18 protein-coding genes and 1 pseudogene are annotated in these 20,008 nt (G+C 69.3%); 12 read left to right on the forward strand and 7 right to left on the reverse strand.

Annotation, left to right across the window (positions count from 1 at the left end; all coding sequences use genetic code 11):
* Window positions 1-3 precede the first annotated feature (3 nt).
* Complete coding sequence (locus ABH933_RS23045; protein ID WP_429419837.1) at window positions 4-666, forward strand: SRPBCC family protein; 663 nt, start codon at window positions 4-6, stop codon at window positions 664-666.
* 455 nt (window positions 667-1,121) lie between these two features.
* Window positions 1,122-1,457 (forward strand): universal stress protein, encoded by a 336-nt coding sequence (locus tag ABH933_RS23050; protein ID WP_429419835.1) that lies wholly within the window; start codon window positions 1,122-1,124, stop codon window positions 1,455-1,457.
* 33 nt (window positions 1,458-1,490) lie between these two features.
* On the opposite strand, the pseudogene ABH933_RS23055 reads toward ABH933_RS23050, so the two are convergent.
* Window positions 1,491-2,104: pseudogene (locus ABH933_RS23055) on the reverse strand (amino acid permease); the annotation flags it as partial.
* Window positions 2,105-2,251: 147 nt separating this feature from the next.
* Between ABH933_RS23055 and ABH933_RS23060 the strand changes: the two are divergent.
* Entirely contained in the window at window positions 2,252-2,743 is a 492-nt protein-coding gene (locus tag ABH933_RS23060) for a hypothetical protein (RefSeq protein ID WP_429419833.1), read from the forward strand.
* Between the two features lie 92 nt (window positions 2,744-2,835).
* On the opposite strand, the gene ABH933_RS23065 is transcribed toward ABH933_RS23060, so the two are convergent.
* The 3 genes from ABH933_RS23065 to ABH933_RS23075 form a co-directional block, all read right to left on the reverse strand.
* The gene (locus tag ABH933_RS23065) at window positions 2,836-4,197 is read right to left on the reverse strand and encodes a wax ester/triacylglycerol synthase family O-acyltransferase (RefSeq protein WP_429419831.1); all 1,362 of its coding nucleotides are present in this window, start codon (window positions 4,195-4,197) and stop codon (window positions 2,836-2,838) included.
* Between the two features lie 139 nt (window positions 4,198-4,336).
* On the reverse strand, window positions 4,337-5,242 hold the full coding sequence (locus tag ABH933_RS23070; protein ID WP_429419829.1) for a universal stress protein: 906 nt from the start codon (window positions 5,240-5,242) through the stop codon (window positions 4,337-4,339).
* 62 nt (window positions 5,243-5,304) lie between these two features.
* Window positions 5,305-5,730 carry an Hsp20/alpha crystallin family protein gene (locus tag ABH933_RS23075; protein WP_429419827.1) on the reverse strand — a complete coding sequence of 142 codons (426 nt, stop codon included), beginning with the start codon at window positions 5,728-5,730 and terminating at the stop codon, window positions 5,305-5,307.
* A gap of 219 nt (window positions 5,731-5,949) precedes the next feature.
* On the opposite strand from ABH933_RS23075, the gene ABH933_RS23080 reads away from it, so the two are divergent.
* The 3 genes from ABH933_RS23080 (at window position 5,950) to ABH933_RS23090 (ending at window position 7,642) form a co-directional block, all read left to right on the forward strand.
* Entirely contained in the window at window positions 5,950-6,300 is a 351-nt protein-coding gene (locus ABH933_RS23080; RefSeq protein WP_429419825.1) for a hypothetical protein, read from the forward strand.
* A gap of 26 nt (window positions 6,301-6,326) precedes the next feature.
* A complete protein-coding gene (locus tag ABH933_RS23085; RefSeq protein WP_429419823.1) occupies window positions 6,327-6,830 on the forward strand; it encodes an N-acetyltransferase family protein in 504 nt (167 codons plus the stop codon).
* Between the two features lie 116 nt (window positions 6,831-6,946).
* Window positions 6,947-7,642, forward strand: coding sequence for a sigma 54 modulation/S30EA ribosomal C-terminal domain-containing protein (locus ABH933_RS23090; protein ID WP_429419821.1), 696 nt, complete (start codon window positions 6,947-6,949; stop codon window positions 7,640-7,642).
* 432 nt (window positions 7,643-8,074) lie between these two features.
* Here the strand turns inward: ABH933_RS23090 and ABH933_RS23095 are convergent, their stop codons facing one another.
* Together ABH933_RS23095 and otsB are read right to left on the reverse strand one after the other, a co-directional pair.
* On the reverse strand, window positions 8,075-8,722 hold the full coding sequence (locus ABH933_RS23095) for a CBS domain-containing protein (RefSeq protein WP_429419819.1): 648 nt from the start codon (window positions 8,720-8,722) through the stop codon (window positions 8,075-8,077).
* Window positions 8,723-9,005: 283 nt separating this feature from the next.
* A complete protein-coding gene (gene otsB, locus ABH933_RS23100; RefSeq protein ID WP_429419817.1) occupies window positions 9,006-13,001 on the reverse strand; it encodes a trehalose-phosphatase in 3,996 nt (1,331 codons plus the stop codon).
* Window positions 13,002-13,142: 141 nt separating this feature from the next.
* Between otsB and ABH933_RS23105 the strand changes: the two genes are divergently transcribed.
* From ABH933_RS23105 to ABH933_RS23130, 6 genes are all read left to right on the forward strand, one after another.
* Window positions 13,143-13,535, forward strand: a complete 393-nt coding sequence (locus ABH933_RS23105; RefSeq protein ID WP_429419815.1) for a hypothetical protein — start codon at window positions 13,143-13,145, stop codon at window positions 13,533-13,535.
* A 27-nt stretch (window positions 13,536-13,562) separates the two neighbouring features.
* Complete coding sequence (locus ABH933_RS23110; RefSeq protein WP_429419813.1) at window positions 13,563-13,742, forward strand: hypothetical protein; 180 nt, start codon at window positions 13,563-13,565, stop codon at window positions 13,740-13,742.
* 415 nt (window positions 13,743-14,157) lie between these two features.
* Window positions 14,158-15,888 (forward strand): GAF domain-containing sensor histidine kinase, encoded by a 1,731-nt coding sequence (locus ABH933_RS23115; RefSeq protein WP_429419811.1) that lies wholly within the window; start codon window positions 14,158-14,160, stop codon window positions 15,886-15,888.
* 391 nt (window positions 15,889-16,279) lie between these two features.
* Window positions 16,280-17,149, forward strand: a complete 870-nt coding sequence (locus ABH933_RS23120) for a GyrI-like domain-containing protein (RefSeq protein ID WP_429419809.1) — start codon at window positions 16,280-16,282, stop codon at window positions 17,147-17,149.
* Window positions 17,150-17,225: 76 nt separating this feature from the next.
* Window positions 17,226-18,218 carry an Acg family FMN-binding oxidoreductase gene (locus tag ABH933_RS23125; RefSeq protein ID WP_429419808.1) on the forward strand — a complete coding sequence of 331 codons (993 nt, stop codon included), beginning with the start codon at window positions 17,226-17,228 and terminating at the stop codon, window positions 18,216-18,218.
* Window positions 18,219-18,349: 131 nt separating this feature from the next.
* Window positions 18,350-18,991: a response regulator gene (locus tag ABH933_RS23130; protein WP_429420197.1), complete on the forward strand. Its 642-nt coding sequence runs from the start codon at window positions 18,350-18,352 to the stop codon at window positions 18,989-18,991.
* Between the two features lie 90 nt (window positions 18,992-19,081).
* Here ABH933_RS23130 and ABH933_RS23135 read toward each other — a convergent pair whose 3' ends face one another.
* Window positions 19,082-19,999 (reverse strand): universal stress protein, encoded by a 918-nt coding sequence (locus tag ABH933_RS23135; RefSeq protein ID WP_429419805.1) that lies wholly within the window; start codon window positions 19,997-19,999, stop codon window positions 19,082-19,084.
* Window positions 20,000-20,008 lie beyond the last annotated feature (9 nt).

Raw genomic sequence — 20,008 nt, forward strand, 5'->3', positions numbered from 1 at the left:
GCCATGCGTTCCGAAGCGACGAAGACCCTCGCCGCCGCGGCCGCGGGCACCGCGATACTCCTGGGCGGCCTCGCGGCCGGCTATCGGTGGCTCGGCCGGACGAAATGCCTCACCTGGGGCGCCAGCGGCGAGGAGATCGCCCGGATCATGCCCGGCGACGATCTCCTGCCGGACACGGACATCCTCGCCACCCGCTCCGTCACCATCTCCGCCGGGCCCGGCGCAGTCTGGCCGTGGCTGGTGCAGATGGGTCCGGGGCGTGGGGGCGCAACCTTCAGAATGGGATCCACCGGACCGCGATTGCAGGTGGCGATCCTCGAACCCGAACGCGCGATGGCACTGGCCTCCGAGGACGGTCAGTGGGTCTGGTCGTTCGGCCTCTACCCCACCACCGGCGGCACCCGGCTGGTCAGCCGCAACCGCATCGCCATGCCGCGCACCGCATGGCCGATGCGGCTGTTCAACCATGTCGTCATGGAGCCCGGCAGCCTGCTCATGGAACGAAAGATGTTGCTGGGCATCAAGCAACGGGCCGAGCGCGGCGCCTGTGTGCCCCCCTCAGGCACCGTCGGTGAACCGGCTCGAGCCACCCAGGACCGGGACGGCGGGACCCCGATACGGGACGCGACGAGCTCGGTACGGTCCTCGCCCAACAGGATTCGCTGATACAGCGCATGTAGTCGCCCACCATCCGCTGCGGCGAGAACGGGTGGCCGCGAGGCAGTCGTCCAGCCGGTGACGCCACTGCGCCGCCGGGAACTCGATGGCACTTCTGCCTTCCGGGCGGGTCGGCACCAGCGGTGTCGCCGGGTATGCGATGACCTTGGAGGCCATCGCCGAAGCGGCCCGCGCCGAAGGCCGGGACGTGGTCGAGCGCGCCGAGGAGGTCGCGCGCCGCGCCGCACCCGAGCTCCGGGTATCCGGAAAGGTGGGCGCCGACAACCCGGCAAACCTGCTCATCGACCGCAGTGCGACGGCATTCGCAGTCGTCCTGGGTTCGACCGGTTCGGCCGGCACCCTCGCCCATCTGGGCTCGACGCTACTGGCGGTGACCGCGCACGCGCAGCGAGCCCGCCATCGCCGCGGCCTTCGCCGAGGCGGCCGAACGCCACACCGAGCTCGTGGCCGTACACGTCTGTTCCGATTGGGATTTCGGTCGCTTCGCCGGTACGGGCACGCTGATTCCCGACGCGGACGCCGAAGTAGCCGAGTCGGCAATTCTCGCCGAACGTCTCGCAGGCTGGCAAGAGGAATACCCCGACGTCCCGGTGACTCGGCAGACATACCTGTCCGCGCCCGCCGCCAAGCTGCAGGAATACTCGAAGACGGCGCAACTGATCGTCGTCGGCAGCCACGGCCGCGGCGGAGTTCGCGGCCTGCTTCTCGGGTCGACATCCAATTACCTTGTGCAGCACGCATATTGCCCCGTGATGGTCGTCCATCAGGAACGAAAATAGTCCACACTGCACCGACCATCCCGATGGATCTGGTTACCGAAGCTGTCGGCGAGTGAGTGCGCGGCGGAACAGATACAGGGCGGCGCCGAGGGCAACGACCACGGCCCCGCCGACGGCCGAGGCATGGGGCAGGGTGAATGCCAATGCGAGACAGCCGATCAGACCGATGGCAGGTATTGCCAGTGGCGGCCGGTTCTCGGTGGGAGTGAGGGTCCAGGCCGAGGCGTTGGCGATCGCACAGTAGAGCAGCACGCCGAAGGAGGAGAAGCCGATCGCCGCGACCGCGATCGCCGCGTACACGACGAGGGTCGGCCCAGCGCGAGAGGAATCGCACGGGGAATCGTGCGGGCGGGGTCGCGAACCTCCTCACCGAGGGTCGCGATGCGCGCGTATCCCGCGAACGCGAAAAAGAGCAGACCTGCCGCCTGCAGGATTCCCGGCACGGCGATATCACCACCGAACCGCAGCTGCGCGAAATCGGCGTGGCCGCTGGTGAATCCGGCCACGACCACAGCGGACAGCACCGCGAGCACGACCGCGACGATCACACGGGTCAGCCACGCGGACTTCTGGATTCCCCCGTAGTTCACCGCGGTCAACGCCACCACCGCGGCAACCGCGATCGCGTGGGCGTGCCCGGGCCAGACCGGTCGCCGTGAACGCCGACAGTGCCGAGTCCGAAACACTGACCGCCGGGAGCAATCGCCGAGCAATACACAGGAAATCGAACCGCAACGAACAGCTGGTTGTCTCTTCTACCAATGGCCGCCACAGCAGGTCTCGGGAGGACTCCGATGTTCGAATCCTGTTACACTCCAACCGATGTCGCGCATCTGATGCGATTCCGATACCACCTGCCCGCGATCCTGGCGGCAGGCCGGCCCGCCGTGCAATGCGATGTCCGGATCGGCGCGGTGGACATGCCCGTGCACCTCGGTGCCCAGGTACTCGGCCTCCTCGGCGGGCGGCACAGCGTCCCGGTCGTCACCAATCCGCGCGACACAGTATGGACCTTCCTGGTGGCCTCGCACCCGGACCGCGCCCTCGACGCTCAGCGGGCACACCGCCTCTCCGACTACGGCGTCACCGTGCGGCGCCCCGGACAACGCGTCCTACTGCCGATGTCGGACAACGGATTCGGCGGGCGCTGGGCCTCGAAACCCACCCCGGGCCGCCTCCCCCTCCCGCCCCGCTCGACGGTCCTCGACGCCATCGGCGCCCTCCTGGACGAGGCGGCAGCGGATTCGATGCCGCAGGGCCAAGGGTGCGCCGCCACCGGCTCCTGACGATGCGCCGTCATCATCGTGCGCCGGGAGCGTGCCGTTGGCCCAGATCCACGCCGGCGCCCCGGGCTGCCGGGCGCAGCCATCGGCCCGGCTCAGCCCGGTGTCTCACCCGGGACGCGCCGTCCCCGCGCGTGAGCCAGCAGCACTTCGATCTCCTTCGCGATGCCGGACGCCAGCTCCTCGATGTCCGGGACGCTGTCGTAGTCGCCGGTGATGCCGAACGCCAGCTGTCCGGTGTAGCTGAGGATCGCGATCGTGGTGCGCAGGCGCATGGCGATCGGCATGCACGGCCAGATCTCGAGCACCCTCCGGCCGTTCATGGTCGGGGCGTGCGCGGGCCCGGGCACGTTGGTTGCCAGCGCGCCGACCGCGCGCTGCGGGAGCGCCGACGCCAGACGGAACACCCAGGCCACGACCCCGGACGGCAGCCTGTCGGCGAACGCCAGCAGCGATTCCTCGGCTTCGGCCTCGCCGCGCGCCCGGTGCCGGCCGATCCTGTCGTGCACGGCGCGCAATCGCTGGACGGGATCGTCGATTTCGACCGGCAAGCGCGGGATCATCGCCGAGACGCGGTTGTCCAGAACGTATTTCGCATCAGCGGCACGCATCGCCACCGGCACCAGGATCCGCAGCCCGTGCGATGCGGGATCCTCGCCGCGGGCCAGCAGCAACCGCCGGTAGGCGGCGGCAACGGCCGCGACCACCACGTCGTTGACCGTGACGTCGTAGGCCGCGCGGATCTCCCGCACCTGCGCCAGCTCGGCCCGCGCGACGGCGTACCGCCGCTGCCGCCCGATCGGACCGTTCAGCGACGTCTGTGCGGCCGGTGCCACGGCCGCATACACCACCGGAGCCAGGGTGCGCGCCGTCGCGGCGGCCCATCCGGGCAGCGCGAACGGCAGCCGCAGCACCTGCGCCAGGACGCCGAAAAGGTCACGGCCAGAAGCATTCCCAGGTTGTAAGCGGCGGGTTTCCGCCTCGCTGTCGGGTAGATCGCAGAAGCCCTCGAACAGTGTGATGCCCGAGATTCCGTCGACCATGCTGTGGTGCGCCCTGACGATCAACGCCCAGCGACCGCCGTCGAGGCGCTCGACGACGACGATCTCCCAGAGCGGATGATCGCGGTCCAGGCGCCTGGCCAGCTCGGTGGCCACCAGTTCCCGCAACGCCGCCTCGTCCGCGGGCGCGGCCAATGCGACCCACCGAATATGGTGTGCCAGATCGAAATTCGGATCGTCCTCCCACGCCGGCGCGACGATGTCCAGCGGTGCCCTGCGCATGCGCTGCCGCAGCCGCGGCTGCCGCGACAGCCCCGCCGCCACCCCCGCACGAAACTCGTCCCGGCCGGGCGCGGTCCCGTCGATGATCGCCACCGCGCCGATCGCCAGACTGACGTGCCGATCGGCGTCCTCGATCTCCAGGAATCCCGTATCCAGCGGTCCCAGTTCGGTCATTGCGGATCCGCTCTGTCAGGGGTGCGGTGTGCCAGTAGGCATACACGGATCCCGGCCGAGCATCCGGGCCGTCGCACCGGATGCCAGGCCCCGACACCACCCGGCCGGGGAGGTCGGTCCTGACGCATCGGGCAGGTTCCTATCGGCTCGGGGGCGCGGCACCGGGCTCGCGGGCGACGAGGATCGGGCATTCGACCGACTGCACCAGCGCCCGGCTGGTCGATCCGAGCGACATCTCGGCGAATCCGCCGCGGCCGCGGCCGCCCACCACGACCAGTTGCGCGTTGTCCGATTCGGCCAGCAGGGCGTGCGCGGGCCGGTCGCGCCGGACGAGGCTGCGCACCGGGACATCCGGCCAGCGCTCCCGGTGGACCGCGAGATCCTCCTCCAGCAGCGCCAGCTCCTTGTCCCGCGCCTGTTCCCATGCACCGGCGAGCAGTTCACCGTCGCTCGAATCACTCCAGCACCGCAGCGCCGTCAGCCCGACGCCCCGCAGTGCCGCCTCCTCGAACGCGATCGCGACAGCCGGCGCGTTGCTCTGGCTCCCGTCGACACCGACGAGAACCGGTTCGCGCATCGAGACCGGATCATTGCCGGCCGCGACGCTCACCACAACGACGGGGCAGTGCGCGTGGTGAATCATCGCCCAGCTCACCGAGCCGAGCAGCGCACGCTGCACCGCGCCCCGGCCCCGGCTGCCGACCACCAGCGCCCGCGCGGTGCGCGAGCGCTCGATGAGGACACCGATGATCGGATTGAAGGTCACCTCCCGGCGGACCTCGACGGGGCTCGAGCCCGTGACAGCCGCCGCGATGCGCGCCGCCTCGGCAACGATCTCCTCACCGCTGTGCTGCAGCTGCTCGACCACCTCCGCGGTCACGTACGGCGCCGGACCGTAAGGCCCCTCGAACGCCATCGACGCGATCACCTCGAGCGGGCAGCCGTGCAGCGCCGCGTCCGCGGCCGCCCATGCCACCGCCTGATACGACCCGGCCGAGCCATCGGTCGCCGTGACGATCGCGACCCCGAGGTCTTGCTGCGTCATGAGCTGCTCCTTTCACCCGATCGGCTGCCGTCCAGACGGCGGCCCCGGCCGAGAATCCACCGCTAGTCGCCGGACTTCACGTCGACCTTGGTGACCTTCTCCTTGGGCTTGCCCAGCGGAACGCTGACGGTGAGGATCCCCTTGGCATAGCTGGCATCGATACCCTCGTCCTTCGCGCCCTCGGGCAGCGATACGGTGCGCTCGAACGCGCCGTAACTGAATTCCGAACGCCCCTTCTCCTCGGCGGTCTCGCTGCGCTCGGCCTTGATCGTGAGCAGCCCGCTGTGCACGGACACCTCCAGGTCCTTGACCGGATCTATGCCGGGGACTTCGGCGCGGACCACGTAATGGCCCTCGTCGATGGACTCCTCCACCCGCAGCATGTGACTGCCGAACATGGGCGCCAGGCCCGGCTTGAGCGCACTCCACAGGTCGGTGAAATCGGGTAGTAGTGAGCCCGGGCGATGATGGGCAGGAAGCAGGTTCATGGTCACTCCTCAGCTGTGTGGGTACCGGTTCCTACCCCGTCGATTTCATCGTTCCCGCGTTCGAACTCCTAGGGCATCGCGCCTTCACACCGAGGTGACGGAAGTCCCCCGGCGCCGGCCGGGCTGCCCCGGCGCGACCGGCCTGCCGGGTCACAAGCCCAGTGGTCAGGGGACTTTCGGCCATCACGGAACGGGCGATGATCCGCCAAGCTGTTGGCCATGGAGTCCACCACCCCCTTCGCTACACTCGCCGAAACCCATTCGGCGGTGGTCGCGCTGTTCGGGAACCGCCGCTTCGCACCCGATGTCCATCTCGGCGGCGCACACCTGAGCGACCCGGCCGGCGGCGCGGACGAGCCGGTGCTGGTCATGCGCCGGCTGCCCGATACCACGCGCCTGTCGCACCGGCTGGACGACCCTGCCGTCGCTCACGGCGCGCTGTCCGCACTGGTCCGGCAGGTGGCGACCTGGCACGACCGGGCTCCCCGGGGAGCGGCGATCGACCGCGCGGCCACGGCGGACACCACCGCGCCACCGGAAGACACCGCCGCCACCGCACTGCGGATCTAGCGGCGAACAACACCGAAAGGATCACCATGACCGCGAATACAGCCATCGACCTGACGGAGGTGACGTATCGCACGCTGATGCCGAGCGATACGGCGACGGTCCGTGATCTACACGCGGGGCTCGGCGAACGCGACCGCTACTACCGGTTTTTCGGACCGCGCCCGAAGAATCTCGACCACGTCGCCACGCAGATCGCCGCGCACGATCCGAAGCATTTCGCGGTGGGCGCCTTCCTGGGCCGCTGGCTTATCGGCGTCGCCAACTACGTCGTGCTCGAGGATCCCCGCTGCGCCGAGGTCACGATGATCGTGGCGCACGAGGACCAGCGTTCGGACATCGGCACCACGCTGCTCGCCGGTCTCGCGCAAGAGGCCCGCCGGTACGATATCCAGCGCTTCGTGGCCGAGATCCTGTCCACCAACTCGACGACGATGCAGTTGCTGATGGATGCCGACATGCCGATCAACGCGAAGTGCGACAACGGCGTCGTCAGCGTCGTACTGGAACTCGGCCCTGCACAGCGACGGTAACCATGACCGGCGCTCCCGAGGCCGACCCACGGCCATTCCCGCGCGGGGGCATCCGCGCCGCCGGCCGTCCAGCCGCGCCCGTCGTCGATGTTCGTCTCGATGCTCGAATTCCGCGCATGTTCGGCGATTACGCGCGGCAACGTATCCGCAGGGCAGTCGAGCGCCACCCCTCGCCTATTACGTCGGTACGCGTACGTGTGACGGACCACCACGACACGGCGGCGGCCGATCCCTTTGTCGCCCAGGTGGACATCGCCACCTCGCGGGCGATCCGCGTGCAGGTGACCGGCGCGAGCGTCCCCGGGGTGGTGGACGCACTGCAGGCGCGCACGCGAACACGACTGCAGGCCCTGGCCCGCTCCGGGCCGATTGCGTGGGAACGCTGTGGACCACAGGCGCCGACGCTGCTCTTCGTGCGGCCCACGCATCAGCGAACCATAATGCGGACCAAGGCCTTTCGTCTCCACGATCACATGGCGGCCGATGCCGCGGTCTACATAACACTGATGGACTACCCGTTCGAGATGTTCCATGAACCGGGCGCCGAGGCCGAGAGTCTGCTGTACCGGACCGCTCACGGCGACTACCGCCTCACCCGGCTCGATCCGCCGCCACGGGCCGTCATCCCCGGTCATCTGCGGATCACCGTCGACGACGCTCCGGCCCCGGAATTGAACCGGCGGCAAGCACTCCACCGGCTGTCGTTGAGCGGATCACCGTTCCTGTTCTACCGCGACCCAGCACTGGACCGCGGCTGCGTGTTGTATCACCGTTACGACGGGCACTACGGATTGATCGTCTCGCGCCGGTGATTGCGAAACCGTACCCCCAAAGCGCCGCGGGTCAATTGCGTAAGCCGGGCCCGCACACCAGGATCCGTGACCAGGTCCGCATGCAGGAGGGCCAGCGGATGAGCCGTGATCGACTCCGTTGCGCACCGCCACACTGATCTCCGGACCGTATTCGTCCAGCAGCCGCCGATACCCGCCCAGGGCCTGGCAGAGACCAAAGTCGTTGGCGCGGTACCACAGTGCCCCCGCCGACGTGGGCCCGCCAGCGTCGTGCACCGCCAAACCTCCGCCACTGCACGCGGTTTCCGATGTCGCCGGAAAAGACCACGGGCACGGCGCAATCCGTGCTCTCCGGTCGGTGCCTCGCGATGAAGACTCCAGGCGTCAGGCGACAGCGCCGACTACGCCGGAGGCACCCCGATTCCCGGACGGCCAGTATGATAGATCCGGCCGCTACCCGCGGGTCTCCTCCGCCTTGCGTTGCAGCCACTCCGAGAGCGGCGCGGGCGCACCACCGGAGGAAACCGGCGCTTCGGGCAGGGTCTCCGCCTTGTCGACGCCCGGGACCGTCATGGCCAGACCCGACACCGTGCGCTGCTCGATCGCGTCGGCGAAGCGCCCGCGGATGGTCGCATGACCGTCTGCCACCGTGATGGTCCACTGGCGGCGGCTGCCGGCGTAATTGTCCAGCCGCGCACGGATTTTCGATTCGGTCGCGGCGTCGTCGCGGATCAGGGCGCGCAGCAGGTCGCGTCGAGCGACGATGCCCACGAGCACCCCGGCCTCCACGACCGGCATCGACCGCACGTGCAGCGCCAGCATCCGGGCGGCGATGGCGCCGGTGTCGGCGCCCGGGTCGACGACCTCCGCCGGCACTGCCATCACCGCATCGACGGTGGTCGCGAGCTGCGCAGCGTCGTCGTCGGCGGCGGCGGCGGCGAGGGCATCGGACTCCGACAGCATCCCGATGACGTGATCTGCCTCGTCGACCACCGGGAGGGCGGCGAAACCGTGCTCGGTCAGCAGGGCCGCGGCCTCCCGCAGCGGTGTCCGCGGATGCACCGTCACCACTGGGCGACTGAAGATATCGCGGGCGTACATGGCGATCGCCTCCTGTTGTGTGTGATCTGTCGTCCCCTCCGAGCCAACCGGAGGACCGGAAGGCGGCCCCAGGGCCGCAAGTCACCTATCCCGGCGACCTCGGGAACACGGGCGGAAGACAATCAGTCTCACGGTGTTTCGCGCTGCTGCACACGCTGTCGCCCCCGGATCCTGACGCCCGTGAGCGTGACCACCCCGTCCTGGACCTCGACCTCCACCGCGGCGGGCGGGACGCACATGGAACGACTTGGCGATGATCACCGTGTCCGCCCGATACCGCCGCCTACTCGGCGCTCTCGCGCGGTGCCGCAATCGTGTCGCCCGCCAGGGCCACTCGAACCGTACCGCCCGCGGCGAGCCGATACCGGAGCCCTCCGCATTCGATGTCGACGCCCGGCGCCCGGTCCGGCTCGGAGGCGATCTCCAGGGTCCGTGCGTCGATGCGGACGGTGAGGCGGTGGCCTCGATAGACCATGGGGAAGCTCAGCCGGCCCAGTTCCGGCGGCCAGCACGGGTCGAATATCAGCCTGCCGCCGCGAATTTCGAGCCCGGTGAAGCAGCGCTGCAACAGATCCACGCTTCCGGCCATGGCGGCCATGTGGATTCCCTCGGCCGTGGTGCCGCCCTGAATGTCGTGGACATCTGACTCGAGGACGCTTCGGAAGAACGCCACGGTCCGGTCGCGGTTGGAGCGGGCCAGGACCCAGGCGTGCACGACGGCGCTGAGCGTCGAGCCGTGCGTGGTGCGGGCCACGTAGTAGTCGACGGTGCGCGTGATCATCTCGGGCGGGAGCCGATATCCCATGCGGCCCAGCAGGTCTCGGAGCTCATCCGCGGACAGCAGGTAGAACAGCATGAGGATGTCGGCCTGCTTCGCCACGCGGTAGCGATCGACGGTGTCGCCCTCGGCCTCGAGAATGCGGTCCAGCCTGGCGATGTCGCCATATCGCTCGCGGTAGGCGGGCCAATCGAGTTCGGACAGTTCCTCGTAACGGGCGAACTGGCTGATCACCCCGTCGTGGAACGGGACGTACAAGCGGTCGGCCACCGCGGTCCAGCGTTCGGGCTCCCCCGGCGGAATCCCCAGGGATTCCAGGAGTTCCGCGCGGACCCGTGGGGCGAGCCGGTGCAGCGCATCATGCGCGCGCCGGATCGCCCAGGCGGCCATGATGTTGGTATACGCGTTGTCATCGATGCCCTCGCCCGGGGCGTCCGGATAGCCGGCGTGGAATTCGTCGGGCCCGATGACCCCGCGAATATGGAATCGGTCGTCGCCCGGATCATGGACGGCGCGGTCGGCCCAGAAGCGGGCGATCTCGATCAGTAATTCCGCGCCGGTCTCGGAGAGGAATTCGCGGTCCCGGGTCGCCTCGTAGTAGTGCCATACGGTGTAGGCCACGGCGATTCCGGCATGATGAGCGCGCGGACTCGGATCGAGGGTCCAACGTCCCGATCGCGGGTTGAGGTGCATGCGCTGGCTCTCCTCCCGGCCGTCGCTGCCGGACTGCCACGGGAACAGCGCACCGGCACAGCCGATGTCGCGGGCCAGGCGGCGCGCCTCGGGCAGGCGGCGATGCCGGTATCCCAGGAGGGATTTCGTGAGCGCCGGGAATCGGAGGGTCAGGACGGGCAGGACGAACAGCTCGTCCCAGAAGATGTGGCCGCGGTACGCCTCCCCGGCCAGGCCGCGCGCCGGGACCCCGGCGTCGACGGCGACGGTGTGCGGCGACAGGGTCTGCATCAGATGCAGCAGGTGCAGCCGCACGGTGCGAAGGGCGACTCCGTCTCCGTCGAGGTCGATCCGCAGCCGCGCCCACAGGTGTTCCCATGCGACGATGTGCGGCCCGAGCAGGGTATCGATGTCGTCGATCCCCGCGAGTTCCCGCCATGCCTGGTCGCCGGGGCTGGATATCGCGGGGTCGCGGCCGGTGTACAGGGCGCCGATCTTGTCGACCGTGACCGACTCCCGCTCGGCCAGCTCGACCTCGGTGTCGTATCCGGCCAGTCCTGGCTCACCGAACGGTGAACTGGGGCCGATGTACCGTATCCGGTTCTTACGCATCGTGGTTCGGATCGCGGTGGCGATGGGGATGCGGGACTGAACGGTCGATGTCAGGGCGACCACGCCGTCCTCCCCGGGGCGGATCACCTCCGCCGCGGCGAGATGCTGCCCGGACAGCGCCCGGTAGCGATCGACCAGATCGTTGCGGACGGCGGTGTCGATCGCGGACCGAATCGTCAGGCGGCCGTGCCAGTTCTCGGCGGTGAGGGTCGTGCACAGCGCGCACAGGTGCGGTGCGTGCATCGACACGAACCTGCGCTGGGTGACCGCGGTGATCCTGCCGTCCGGGTCGCGGTACCGCCACCGCCGGGTCAGCACCGCGTACCGAAGATCGAATTCGGTACGGTAGGAGAGCAATTCGACCGCATCCGGATCGAACCAGTCGCCGTCGCCGACGCGCCAGGTCAGCGGCAGCCAGTTCGGCAGATTGACCAGGCTTTCGTTGTCCACCGTGCGCCCGGCGATCTCGTCGTCCAGGCGGTTATAGATACCGGCGACGTAGGTGCCCGGGTAGTGGTGCGTCCCGGCCCTCGATTCCGGTGCGGCGGCACGGACGCCGAGATATCCGTTGCCGGTGGCGCACAGCGCCTCCCGCAGCTTCTCGGTGGGCGGGTCGTAGCCGTCGAAGTCCAGCAACCAGTCCCGCGGGACCGCCGAGATGCCCTCGGCGGCAATCAGGTTCGTCAACCGATCGAGCAGATCGGCCACGCGGGCGGGGTTTTCGACCGTGAACTGGGCCGCGGTGCGGCGGTCACCGTCCTCGCGGTGGCGCACGCAGATCGCGATGCCGTCAGCGGTGACGGCGTCGAACGCGTCCTCGTCGGTGAGGTCGTCGCCGATGTACACCGGGACCGCCGGCGCACCGAACCGCCCGAGTAGCCACTTCACGGCAGAACCCTTGTCCCAGTGCAGATCCGGATGCAGTTCGTTGACCCTGCGACCAGCCGCGACACGCAGCCCGCCCTCGTGCCCCACGCGGTGCACGGCGGCCACCACCTCGGCGACCCGCGCCGGCGCCACGGCGCGGTGGTGCACCGCCACCGCGAATCGCTTGTGCTCCACCATAACCCCGGCAATCCCCCGCAGCTCCCGATCGAGCCGCCGGGCCGCGTCGGCGATGGCCGCCTCGGCCGCCACGTGCGCGTGCGGGATCCCGTCCGGCGCCAACAGTTCGAAGCCGTGACAGCCCGCGTACCACAGGCCCGGGATGTCGATCCGCTTGCGCAGATCGTCGAGGTCGCGACCGCTGACCACCGCCACCAGGCACCGCTCCGCCAGCCGCGCCAGTGCCCCGGCGATACCCTCGTGCACGACCGCCGCGGCCGGATCGGGCACGATATCGGACAGCGTGCCGTCGAAATCCAGCAGCACCGCGGGCCTGCCGGCCGCCAGCCGGTCGATGATGCGGGGGTAATAGCCCAGCGCGTCCGGAATCTCCGACATCCGCGGGAATCCGCTTCGCAGCTGCGCCTGCGCCAGATCGGCAACGATCTCGTCGGCTCCGGCCGCCCGCAGCCGATCCGCATGCCCCACCCGGTCCACTCCGATAACCAGACCGAACCCACCGCGACGACCCGCCGTGACGCCGGCCTCGGCGTCCTCCACGACGACCGTGCGCTCCGGCCGCGCACCGAGCCGGCGCGCGGCCTCGAGCAACATCGCCGGATCCGGCTTGCCGGGCAGGCTCAGCTCGTGGGCCACGACGCCGTCGATCCGTACCGCGAACAGGTCCCCGACCCGGGCCGCCGCCAGCACCTCCGCGGCATTGCGGCCGGCCGAGAACACCGCGGTCCCCAGCCCCGCGGCCCGCAGTCCGCGCACCAGCGCCACGGTGGATTCGAACGCTGGCACCCCGTCCCGCGCGACCCGCCGCAGGAACAGCCGATCCTTTCGATTGCCCAGACCGCAGGCCGTGACCGCGTCGGCCGGGTCGGACAGCTCTCCGTGCGGCAGCGAGATCCCCCGCGCCGCAAGGAAATCCGCGACGCCGTCGGATCGCGCCTTGCCGTCCACGAAACGCTCGTAGTCCGTCTCGGTGAAGGGCGACAGGTCCTCGCCGCGGCCCGGGGCCCGAGTGGCCAGGAAGGTGTCGAACAGTTCGGTCCAGGCCGCCGCGTGGATCGAGGCGCTGTCGGTGACCACCCCGTCCATATCGAAGATCACCGCGTCGAACGCGCGGGAATCGATGATCGGGCCCTTGACATCTTGGTCGTGCACACTCCGAGCCTCGTCCTGACGCGGCGCCGCGCATAGGGCCGCAGGTCGACGATCGACACACTCGTCCGGGGGGCGCCGGACCGCCGTTCCGGGGACATTCGTCCCTGCCCGAATCGCCTGTGCCGCAATAGCGTGAACACCATGGACCAGATCCCGGTCGATACCGTCCAAGCGGCTGTCCAGACCGCGGGACGCGCGCCGTCCCTGCACAACTCGCAGCCCTGGCGGTGGGTTTTCGGCGGTGACCGGCTGGACCTGTTCGCGGTGCCCGACCGCATGCTGCCCGATACCGATCCCACCGGACGTCAGATGTTCCTGAGCTGCGGCATCGCGCTCGGGCATCTCCGCACTGCACTGGACGCCGAGGGCTGGCACACCGTCGTGGAGCACTGCCCGGACCCGAATCGGTACACGCATGCCGCCATCGTCCGTTTCGTACCGCATCCGGCGGTCACCGCCGCCGAACGCGAACGCGCCGAGGCCATTCGCCTACGGCGCACCGATCGGCTGCCCGTGCTGCCGCCGGCCGAGTGAGACGATGTCGAAACGGTGCTGCGCTCGATGTTCGATCCCGCCGACACGATGCTGGACGTGCTGCCCGAGGCCGCGCAACCCGTGCTGGCGCACGCCAGCCGGCTCACAGGCGCGCTGCGCCACCGCGATGTCGAGTACCAGGCCGAGCTCGGATGGTGGACAGGAGATCCGGTCCGGATGCGGGGATCCCCCGCTCGGCACTGGTGACCTCGGCCGAGCGCGCACGGGTGCCGATCGGCCGCGATTTTCCGGTCACCCACGAACAGGCACGCCGGGACACCGTGATCGATCGAGCGACCCTACTGGTGCTGTCGACCGATTCCGACGATCGCCGCGACGTCCTGTGCTGCGGCGACGCGATGTCGACCATCCTGCTCGAGTGCACCGTCGACGGATTGGCCACCTGCGTCTGCTGCCTTTGCGGGAAATCCTGCGGATCGTGCGTTGACGCAGCGCTCGTCGTGACGGCACGGCGCCCTCCGAATCGAACGCAACCAGGCCGATCGTGTTGATTACCCAACAATCCACGGTTCAAACGTTCGCGTACCAGCAAGTTCCCGCTGCGGATAAACTGGTTTCGTCCTCCCGAGTCCGCCGACACGGCTCAGCGACTACGGGAGCCATGGAGGGAGGCGCAGCAATGGTTCACCCGTCCGACACGAGCCAGTATTCGGTCCGCGACACCCTCTCGCAGCTGCGGTTGCGGGAACTCCTGGACGAGGTGCGCGACCGCATCGACCAGATCCGCGACTCCCGGGACCGCATCGACGGGCTGGTCGAGGCCATGCTGACGGTCACCGCCGGGCTCGAACTCGACCAGACGCTGCGCACCATCGTGCACACCGCGATCACCCTCGCCGGCGCCCGTTACGGGGCGCTCGGCGTGCGCGGGCACGACCACGAACTGGTGCAGTTCATCTATGAGGGCATCGACGACGACCAGCGGGCCCTCATCGGCGATCTCCCACAGGGACGCGGCGTGCTGGGCATCCTGATCGACGAACCGAAGACGATCCGCCTGGACCGCATCTCCGATCATCCCGCCTCGGTCGGATTCCCGCCCAACCATCCGCCCATGCGCACCTTCCTGGGCGTGCCGATCCGGATCCGCGCCAAAGTGTTCGGCAACCTCTATCTGTCCGACAAGGACAACGAGCAGCCGTTCACCGAGGACGACGAGGTGGTCGTGCAGGCCCTCGCCGCCGCGGCCGGCATCGCCATCGACAACGCTCACCTCTACGAGTCCTCCCGCGCCCGCAACGCGTGGATCGCTGCCACCCGCGACTTCACCACCGAATTCCTCGCCGGCGCCGGATCGCACGAGGTACTCGAGCACCTGGTCGAGCACGTCCGGAAGCTGACCGCCTCCGAGCAGGCACTCGTGGCGATCTGCGAGGACCCCGAGGTCCCGGCCGAGAACGTCGAATTCCTCGATATCGCCGCGGCCGTGCCTTCGGCCTCTGCCCCTCGACAGCTTCCGACGGCCGATACCGATATCGGCGAGGTATTCCGGACCGGGACCGCGCGGCGGTTCGCGGCCGGGCACGGCAGCGAATGGGTCGGCGAGGGACCGGTCCTGATGCTTCCCGTCCGTACCGCGGAGGCAGCCCTCGGTGTATTGGTCACCGCGCGGCCGAAGGGCGCACCGCAGTACGCCGACGAAATTCTCGAGTTGGCCACCGCCTTCGCCACGCAGGCGGCGGTGGCCATGCAGCTGGCCGCGAGCCGCGAGCAGGTGCAGCGGTTGAGCGTGCTGGCCGACCGCGATCGCATCGCCCGCGACCTGCACGATCATGTCATTCAGCGGCTCTTCGCGGTGGGGCTCAACCTGCAGGGCACAGTGCCGCGCAGCAGCAGGCCCGATGTGCAGGAGCGGATCACCACGTCCGTGGCGGAGTTGCAGGAGGTGGTGCAGGAGATCCGCACCACCATCTTCGACCTGCACGGCGACCATCCCGTACTGAGCGGGCTGCGCCAGCGGCTCGACGAGGTGATCCGCCAGCACACCACCGACGCGCCGATCGCCACCACGGTCCGTATCACCGGCCCGCTCTCGAAGCTGGGGATCACCGTCGCCGACAACGTCGAGGCCGTGGTCCGTGAGGCGATCAGCAATGCGGTGCGGCATTCGGGCGCCGATCACCTCAGCGTGGACGTGCATGTCGGGGACGAGATCACGGTCGTGGTCGAGGACGACGGGCGAGGCATGCCGCTGGATCCGGCCTCGAGCGGCCTGGTGAACCTGGCGGACCGGGCTGAGGAATGCGGTGGCAGCTTCGAGATCCTCCCGGCCGCAACGCCCGGCGCGACCGGCCCCGGCACCCGGCTTCGCTGGACCGCGCCGCTGCCCTGAGGGCACGGAGGAGTACCTCCACGATCCGTCCGGCCACGGTGGGCCAATACATCTCATCTGGACGGTGCCGAATCGCTGTATCGCACAGCGGTTTCCAACGTTCGATCGACCGATCCCGGAACCATGCACGGCCCACGCCGAGCGGTCCATCGGCATGGGACGCCACGCGCGTAGCCGACCCGTACGCTGTCCCGGCCTTGGGGACTTTTGTCCCAAATGCGATGCCGGTCCTGATCGCGGTGGCGATCATGGACCGAAGATCCCGGCGAAATCGACGAAAAGCCCTGTGTCGCGGGCGGCATCCGCGCGTTGAATTCCGAGTGAACGGGCGTCCGTGCCGCGCTGGTGTGTCCTCAGCGGCGGCGATGCACACGCGGAAGAGAGGGTTGCGATGGAGTACCGGGTGGACGTGTGCGAATCGACGCCACTGTCCGTGCTGCGGCTGTGGTGGGAGATCCGGCCGGATCGGCTCGGCGCCGACATCGCCGCCGGGATGCGGGAATTGACAGCGACGACCGGACGCGCCGGTTTGACCGCATGCGGCGCGCCGGCCATCACGTATGCGGACGAACCGGCTCCGGGAGGGGCGCTGAAGATCGAGTTCGAGGTTCCGGTGGATCTCGGCACCTCTCTGGGGCCGCGCTCGGACGCCGAGGTGGTCGTGCGGCCCGGCGGCTTGGTTGCGCGCACCTGTCATCGCGGCGGATACGACCGGCTCGGTTCGGCATACGCGGCCATGCACGAGTGGCTGCGCGCATCGGACTACCGGCAGGTCGGACCGCCGGCCGAGGTCTACCTCATCGGGCCCGACGAAGTGAGCAATCCGAACCTGCTGGTCACTGAGATTCGCATCCCGGTGATACCGGCGCCTGTCATGACCGAGCGGGTGCACGCCCCCTTCGCCGACGTCGTCCGGCACACTCTGCGGGAACTTGCTCAGCGCGAATTCGAGCTGATCTCCGAGGCCGATATGCGGTCGCTGCTCCACACCGTTCCCGCGGGACATCTCGGCGAGTATCTGCTGATCATCGCCTGCCATCCCCGGCTCACCGGCCAGGCCGTCGCGGCGGACCCCCAGGCGGGCTGGCTGGCATCGTCCACGGTGACGGTGCACGGGATCGATTCCGCGGTCACGATCGCGGCGACGGACCCGATGACGCTCGCGCAGTCCTGCGTTCCGGAGGTGCAGGACCGCGCCCGAGAGCTTCGCGAGCTGCTGACCGACGTGCTCGCCGCGGTGCGCGCCGGGTCCGCCGCGTGATCGGAGAGGACCATCGGCACGGCGCCGAGCCCGAAAGGCCGTTTGCGCGACCGGCTCCGGCGGGCACGCTCGGTGCATGACAACACACGAGCCCCTGACGACAGTTCCCGACCACCGGACCATTCTGGAGGTCATGCGCCGGGCGAGCCGCGCGCCGTCGGTGCACAACACCCAGCCCTGGCACTGGATCTTCGACGGCGTCCGGCTGTCCCTGCACACCGATCCGGACCGGCAGCTGCTCGCCGCGGATCCGCATGGTCGCCAGCGAATCATCAGTTGCGGCGCGGCCCTGCATCACGCGCGCACGATGTTCGCCGCGCACGGCTGGCACACCGATACCGAACATATTCCCGATCCGCACCAGCCGGATCTTCTGGCCGTCATCGACTTCCGGCGCTGGCCGGACCCACCCGAGGGCATCGGGCACCGCGCCGCCGCCATCGACGCGCGCCGCACCGACCGGCTGCCCATGCTGCCGCCCGACGGCTGGGAGGAGATACTGTCCCGGCTGCGGCGGTTGACCGCACCACACGATGTCACACTCGACGCCGTCGGCGACGAGATCCGGCCGCGACTGGCCGCGGTCTCGGACCAGGCCGACGCGAACCGCCGGGACGACATGTACTATCAGAACGAATTACAGTGGTGGGCAGGGCATTCGGAGATGCCCGAGGGGATCCCCCCGGCGGCGCTGGCCTCCGATGCGGAATTCGCCCGCGTCGATATCGGCCGGTCCTTCCCGCGGCCGCCGCATTCGGATCGCCGGGCCGAACTGCGCGATCGCTCGGCGCTCGTGGTGCTGGGCACCGACGGTGAATCCGCCCTGCAGTGGCTGCATGCGGGCGAGGCCCTATCCGTGGTCCTGCTGGAATGCACGGCGGCCGGTCTGGCCACCTGCCCACTGACCCACATCACCGAACTGCCCGCAGGCCGCCGGACCGTCGCCTCGCTGCTGCCGGAACGCACGCTTCCCCAGGTGATCATCCGCATCGGCACCGCCCCCGGCATCGAACAGCCAGACCCGACGCCCCGTCGGCCGCTGACCGAAACGCTCGAGTTCCGGGACTGATCGCGGGCGTACCCTGAGTTGTAGGACACGGCGACCAACGTCGAACCCCGGGGCGCCACCCAGCCCCGTCGCCCGATGACTTTGGGCCCATCCCGTGATCTCACGATCTACTGTGCGGATTGGACACCATCATGACCACGGTCTTCCTGGTCGACGACCACGAAATCGTGCGTCGCGGTCTGGCCGACCTACTCGAGTCGGACCCTGACCTGACCATCGTCGGCGAGGCCTCCGACACCACCCACGCCCTGGCCCGGATCCCCGCCCTGCGCCCGGACGTCGCTGTGCTCGACGTGCGCCTGCCCGACGGCAACGGCATCGAGCTGTGCCGCGAGCTGCTCTCGCGCGTCGAAGGCCTGCACTGCCTCATCCTGACCTCCTTCACCGATCAGCAGGCCATGCTCGACGCGATACTCGCCGGGGCCAGCGGCTACTTCGTCAAGGACATCAAGGGCAAGGAACTCGCCGAGGCCGTCAAAGCGGTCGGGGAGGGCAAGTCCCTGCTGGACAGCCGGGCCACGGCCGCCCTGATGGATCGGCTGCGCCGCAGCACCGAGCCCGACGGTCCGCTGGCCGATCTCACCGCACAGGAGCGCACGCTGCTCGACCTGCTCGGCGAGGGCCTGACCAACCGGCAGATCGCCCAGCGCATGTTCCTGGCCGAGAAGACCGTCAAGAACTACGTCTCCCGGCTGCTGGCCAAGCTCGGGATGGAGCGGCGCACCCAGGCCGCGGTCTTCGTCTCGAAAATCCAAGCGGGCCAGACCAGTTAGACACTGGTAACCCGAGACTCAGTGGCCTGTACCGCCATTCGCGGACGCGCGACGCAACATCGCGCGGCGGCCGCATCCCGCCGCATTACCTCACTCCTGGTCCGCTGCTGACTGGCGTACCACCAGAATCGGGCACTCCACCGAATGGACCAGCGCATTGCTGGTGGCGCCGAGCAGCATGCCGGTGAATCCGCCGCGGCCGTGGCTGCCCACGACCACCAGCTGCGCGCCATGGGCCTCCTCGAGCAGCGCACGAACGGGCCGGTCCCGCACCACTACTCGGCGCACCGGCACCTCCGGGTACCGTTCGGACCAGCCGGCCATGCTCTCGGCCAGCACCATGTCCTCGTTCTCGCGCATCGCGTTCTCCCAGTCCATAGACAGGTAGGAAACTGCCGTATCGGCCCACGCGTGTACCGCGGTGAGCCCGACCTTGCGCAGGGAGGCCTCCTCGAACGCGGCGACCAGCGCGGGCACGCTGTTGGGGCTGCCGTCCACGCCGACGACGACCGGTTGTATCACCTCCATCGGATCGGCGGCCTGCTCGTAGTGGATCACCGCCACCGGACAGTGCGCGTGCCGGACCATTGCGCTGGTCACCGAGCCGACCAGTCCCCGGCGCAGTGCGCCGGCCCCGGAGCTGCCCAGGGCCAGCATCCGCACCCGCCGGGATCGTTCGATCAGATCCGGGATGACCGGCGACCAGCTGACCTCGGTGGTGACCGGCGGTTCCGCGCCCGGCATGGCGGCCCGCGCGATCCGCGTGGCCTCGGTGACGATCCGCTCCCCCTCGACCTGCAGCCAGTCGGTGTCGGTGCCGGTGAGCATCGCCCCGGGGCCGTACCCGGCAGGCACCGACACCGAGGTGACCAGGTGCAGGCCACAGCCGTGCAGCGCGGCGTCGGTGGCCGCCCAGGTCGCGGCCTTATACGAGGCGGCCGAGCCGTCCACGGCCGCGAGTATCGGCGGATTCGGCTCGCGCCGAGTCGAATCGAGGTGTTCGGTCATGATCGTGCT

Source organism: Nocardia sp. GP40 (assembly GCF_050434125.1).
Classification (GTDB): domain Bacteria; phylum Actinomycetota; class Actinomycetes; order Mycobacteriales; family Mycobacteriaceae; genus Nocardia; species Nocardia albiluteola.

Excerpts from the sequence above, each read along its gene's own strand:
- ABH933_RS23045 (WP_429419837.1), top strand. The coding sequence starts at position 4 with ATGCGTTCCGAAGCGACGAAGACCCTCGCCGCCGCGGCCGCGGGCACC.
- ABH933_RS23060 (WP_429419833.1), top strand. The coding sequence starts at position 2,252 with ATGTTCGAATCCTGTTACACTCCAACCGATGTCGCGCATCTGATGCGA.
- ABH933_RS23065 (WP_429419831.1), bottom strand. The coding sequence starts at position 4,197 with ATGACCGAACTGGGACCGCTGGATACGGGATTCCTGGAGATCGAGGAC.
- ABH933_RS23070 (WP_429419829.1), bottom strand. The coding sequence starts at position 5,242 with ATGACGCAGCAAGACCTCGGGGTCGCGATCGTCACGGCGACCGATGGC.
- ABH933_RS23075 (WP_429419827.1), bottom strand. The coding sequence starts at position 5,730 with ATGAACCTGCTTCCTGCCCATCATCGCCCGGGCTCACTACTACCCGAT.
- ABH933_RS23080 (WP_429419825.1), top strand. The coding sequence starts at position 5,950 with ATGGAGTCCACCACCCCCTTCGCTACACTCGCCGAAACCCATTCGGCG.
- ABH933_RS23085 (WP_429419823.1), top strand. The coding sequence starts at position 6,327 with ATGACCGCGAATACAGCCATCGACCTGACGGAGGTGACGTATCGCACG.
- ABH933_RS23090 (WP_429419821.1), top strand. The coding sequence starts at position 6,947 with ATGTTCGGCGATTACGCGCGGCAACGTATCCGCAGGGCAGTCGAGCGC.
- ABH933_RS23095 (WP_429419819.1), bottom strand. The coding sequence starts at position 8,722 with ATGTACGCCCGCGATATCTTCAGTCGCCCAGTGGTGACGGTGCATCCG.
- ABH933_RS23105 (WP_429419815.1), top strand. The coding sequence starts at position 13,143 with ATGGACCAGATCCCGGTCGATACCGTCCAAGCGGCTGTCCAGACCGCG.
- ABH933_RS23110 (WP_429419813.1), top strand. The coding sequence starts at position 13,563 with ATGTTCGATCCCGCCGACACGATGCTGGACGTGCTGCCCGAGGCCGCG.
- ABH933_RS23115 (WP_429419811.1), top strand. The coding sequence starts at position 14,158 with ATGGAGGGAGGCGCAGCAATGGTTCACCCGTCCGACACGAGCCAGTAT.
- ABH933_RS23120 (WP_429419809.1), top strand. The coding sequence starts at position 16,280 with ATGGAGTACCGGGTGGACGTGTGCGAATCGACGCCACTGTCCGTGCTG.
- ABH933_RS23125 (WP_429419808.1), top strand. The coding sequence starts at position 17,226 with ATGACAACACACGAGCCCCTGACGACAGTTCCCGACCACCGGACCATT.
- ABH933_RS23130 (WP_429420197.1), top strand. The coding sequence starts at position 18,350 with ATGACCACGGTCTTCCTGGTCGACGACCACGAAATCGTGCGTCGCGGT.
- ABH933_RS23135 (WP_429419805.1), bottom strand. The coding sequence starts at position 19,999 with ATGACCGAACACCTCGATTCGACTCGGCGCGAGCCGAATCCGCCGATA.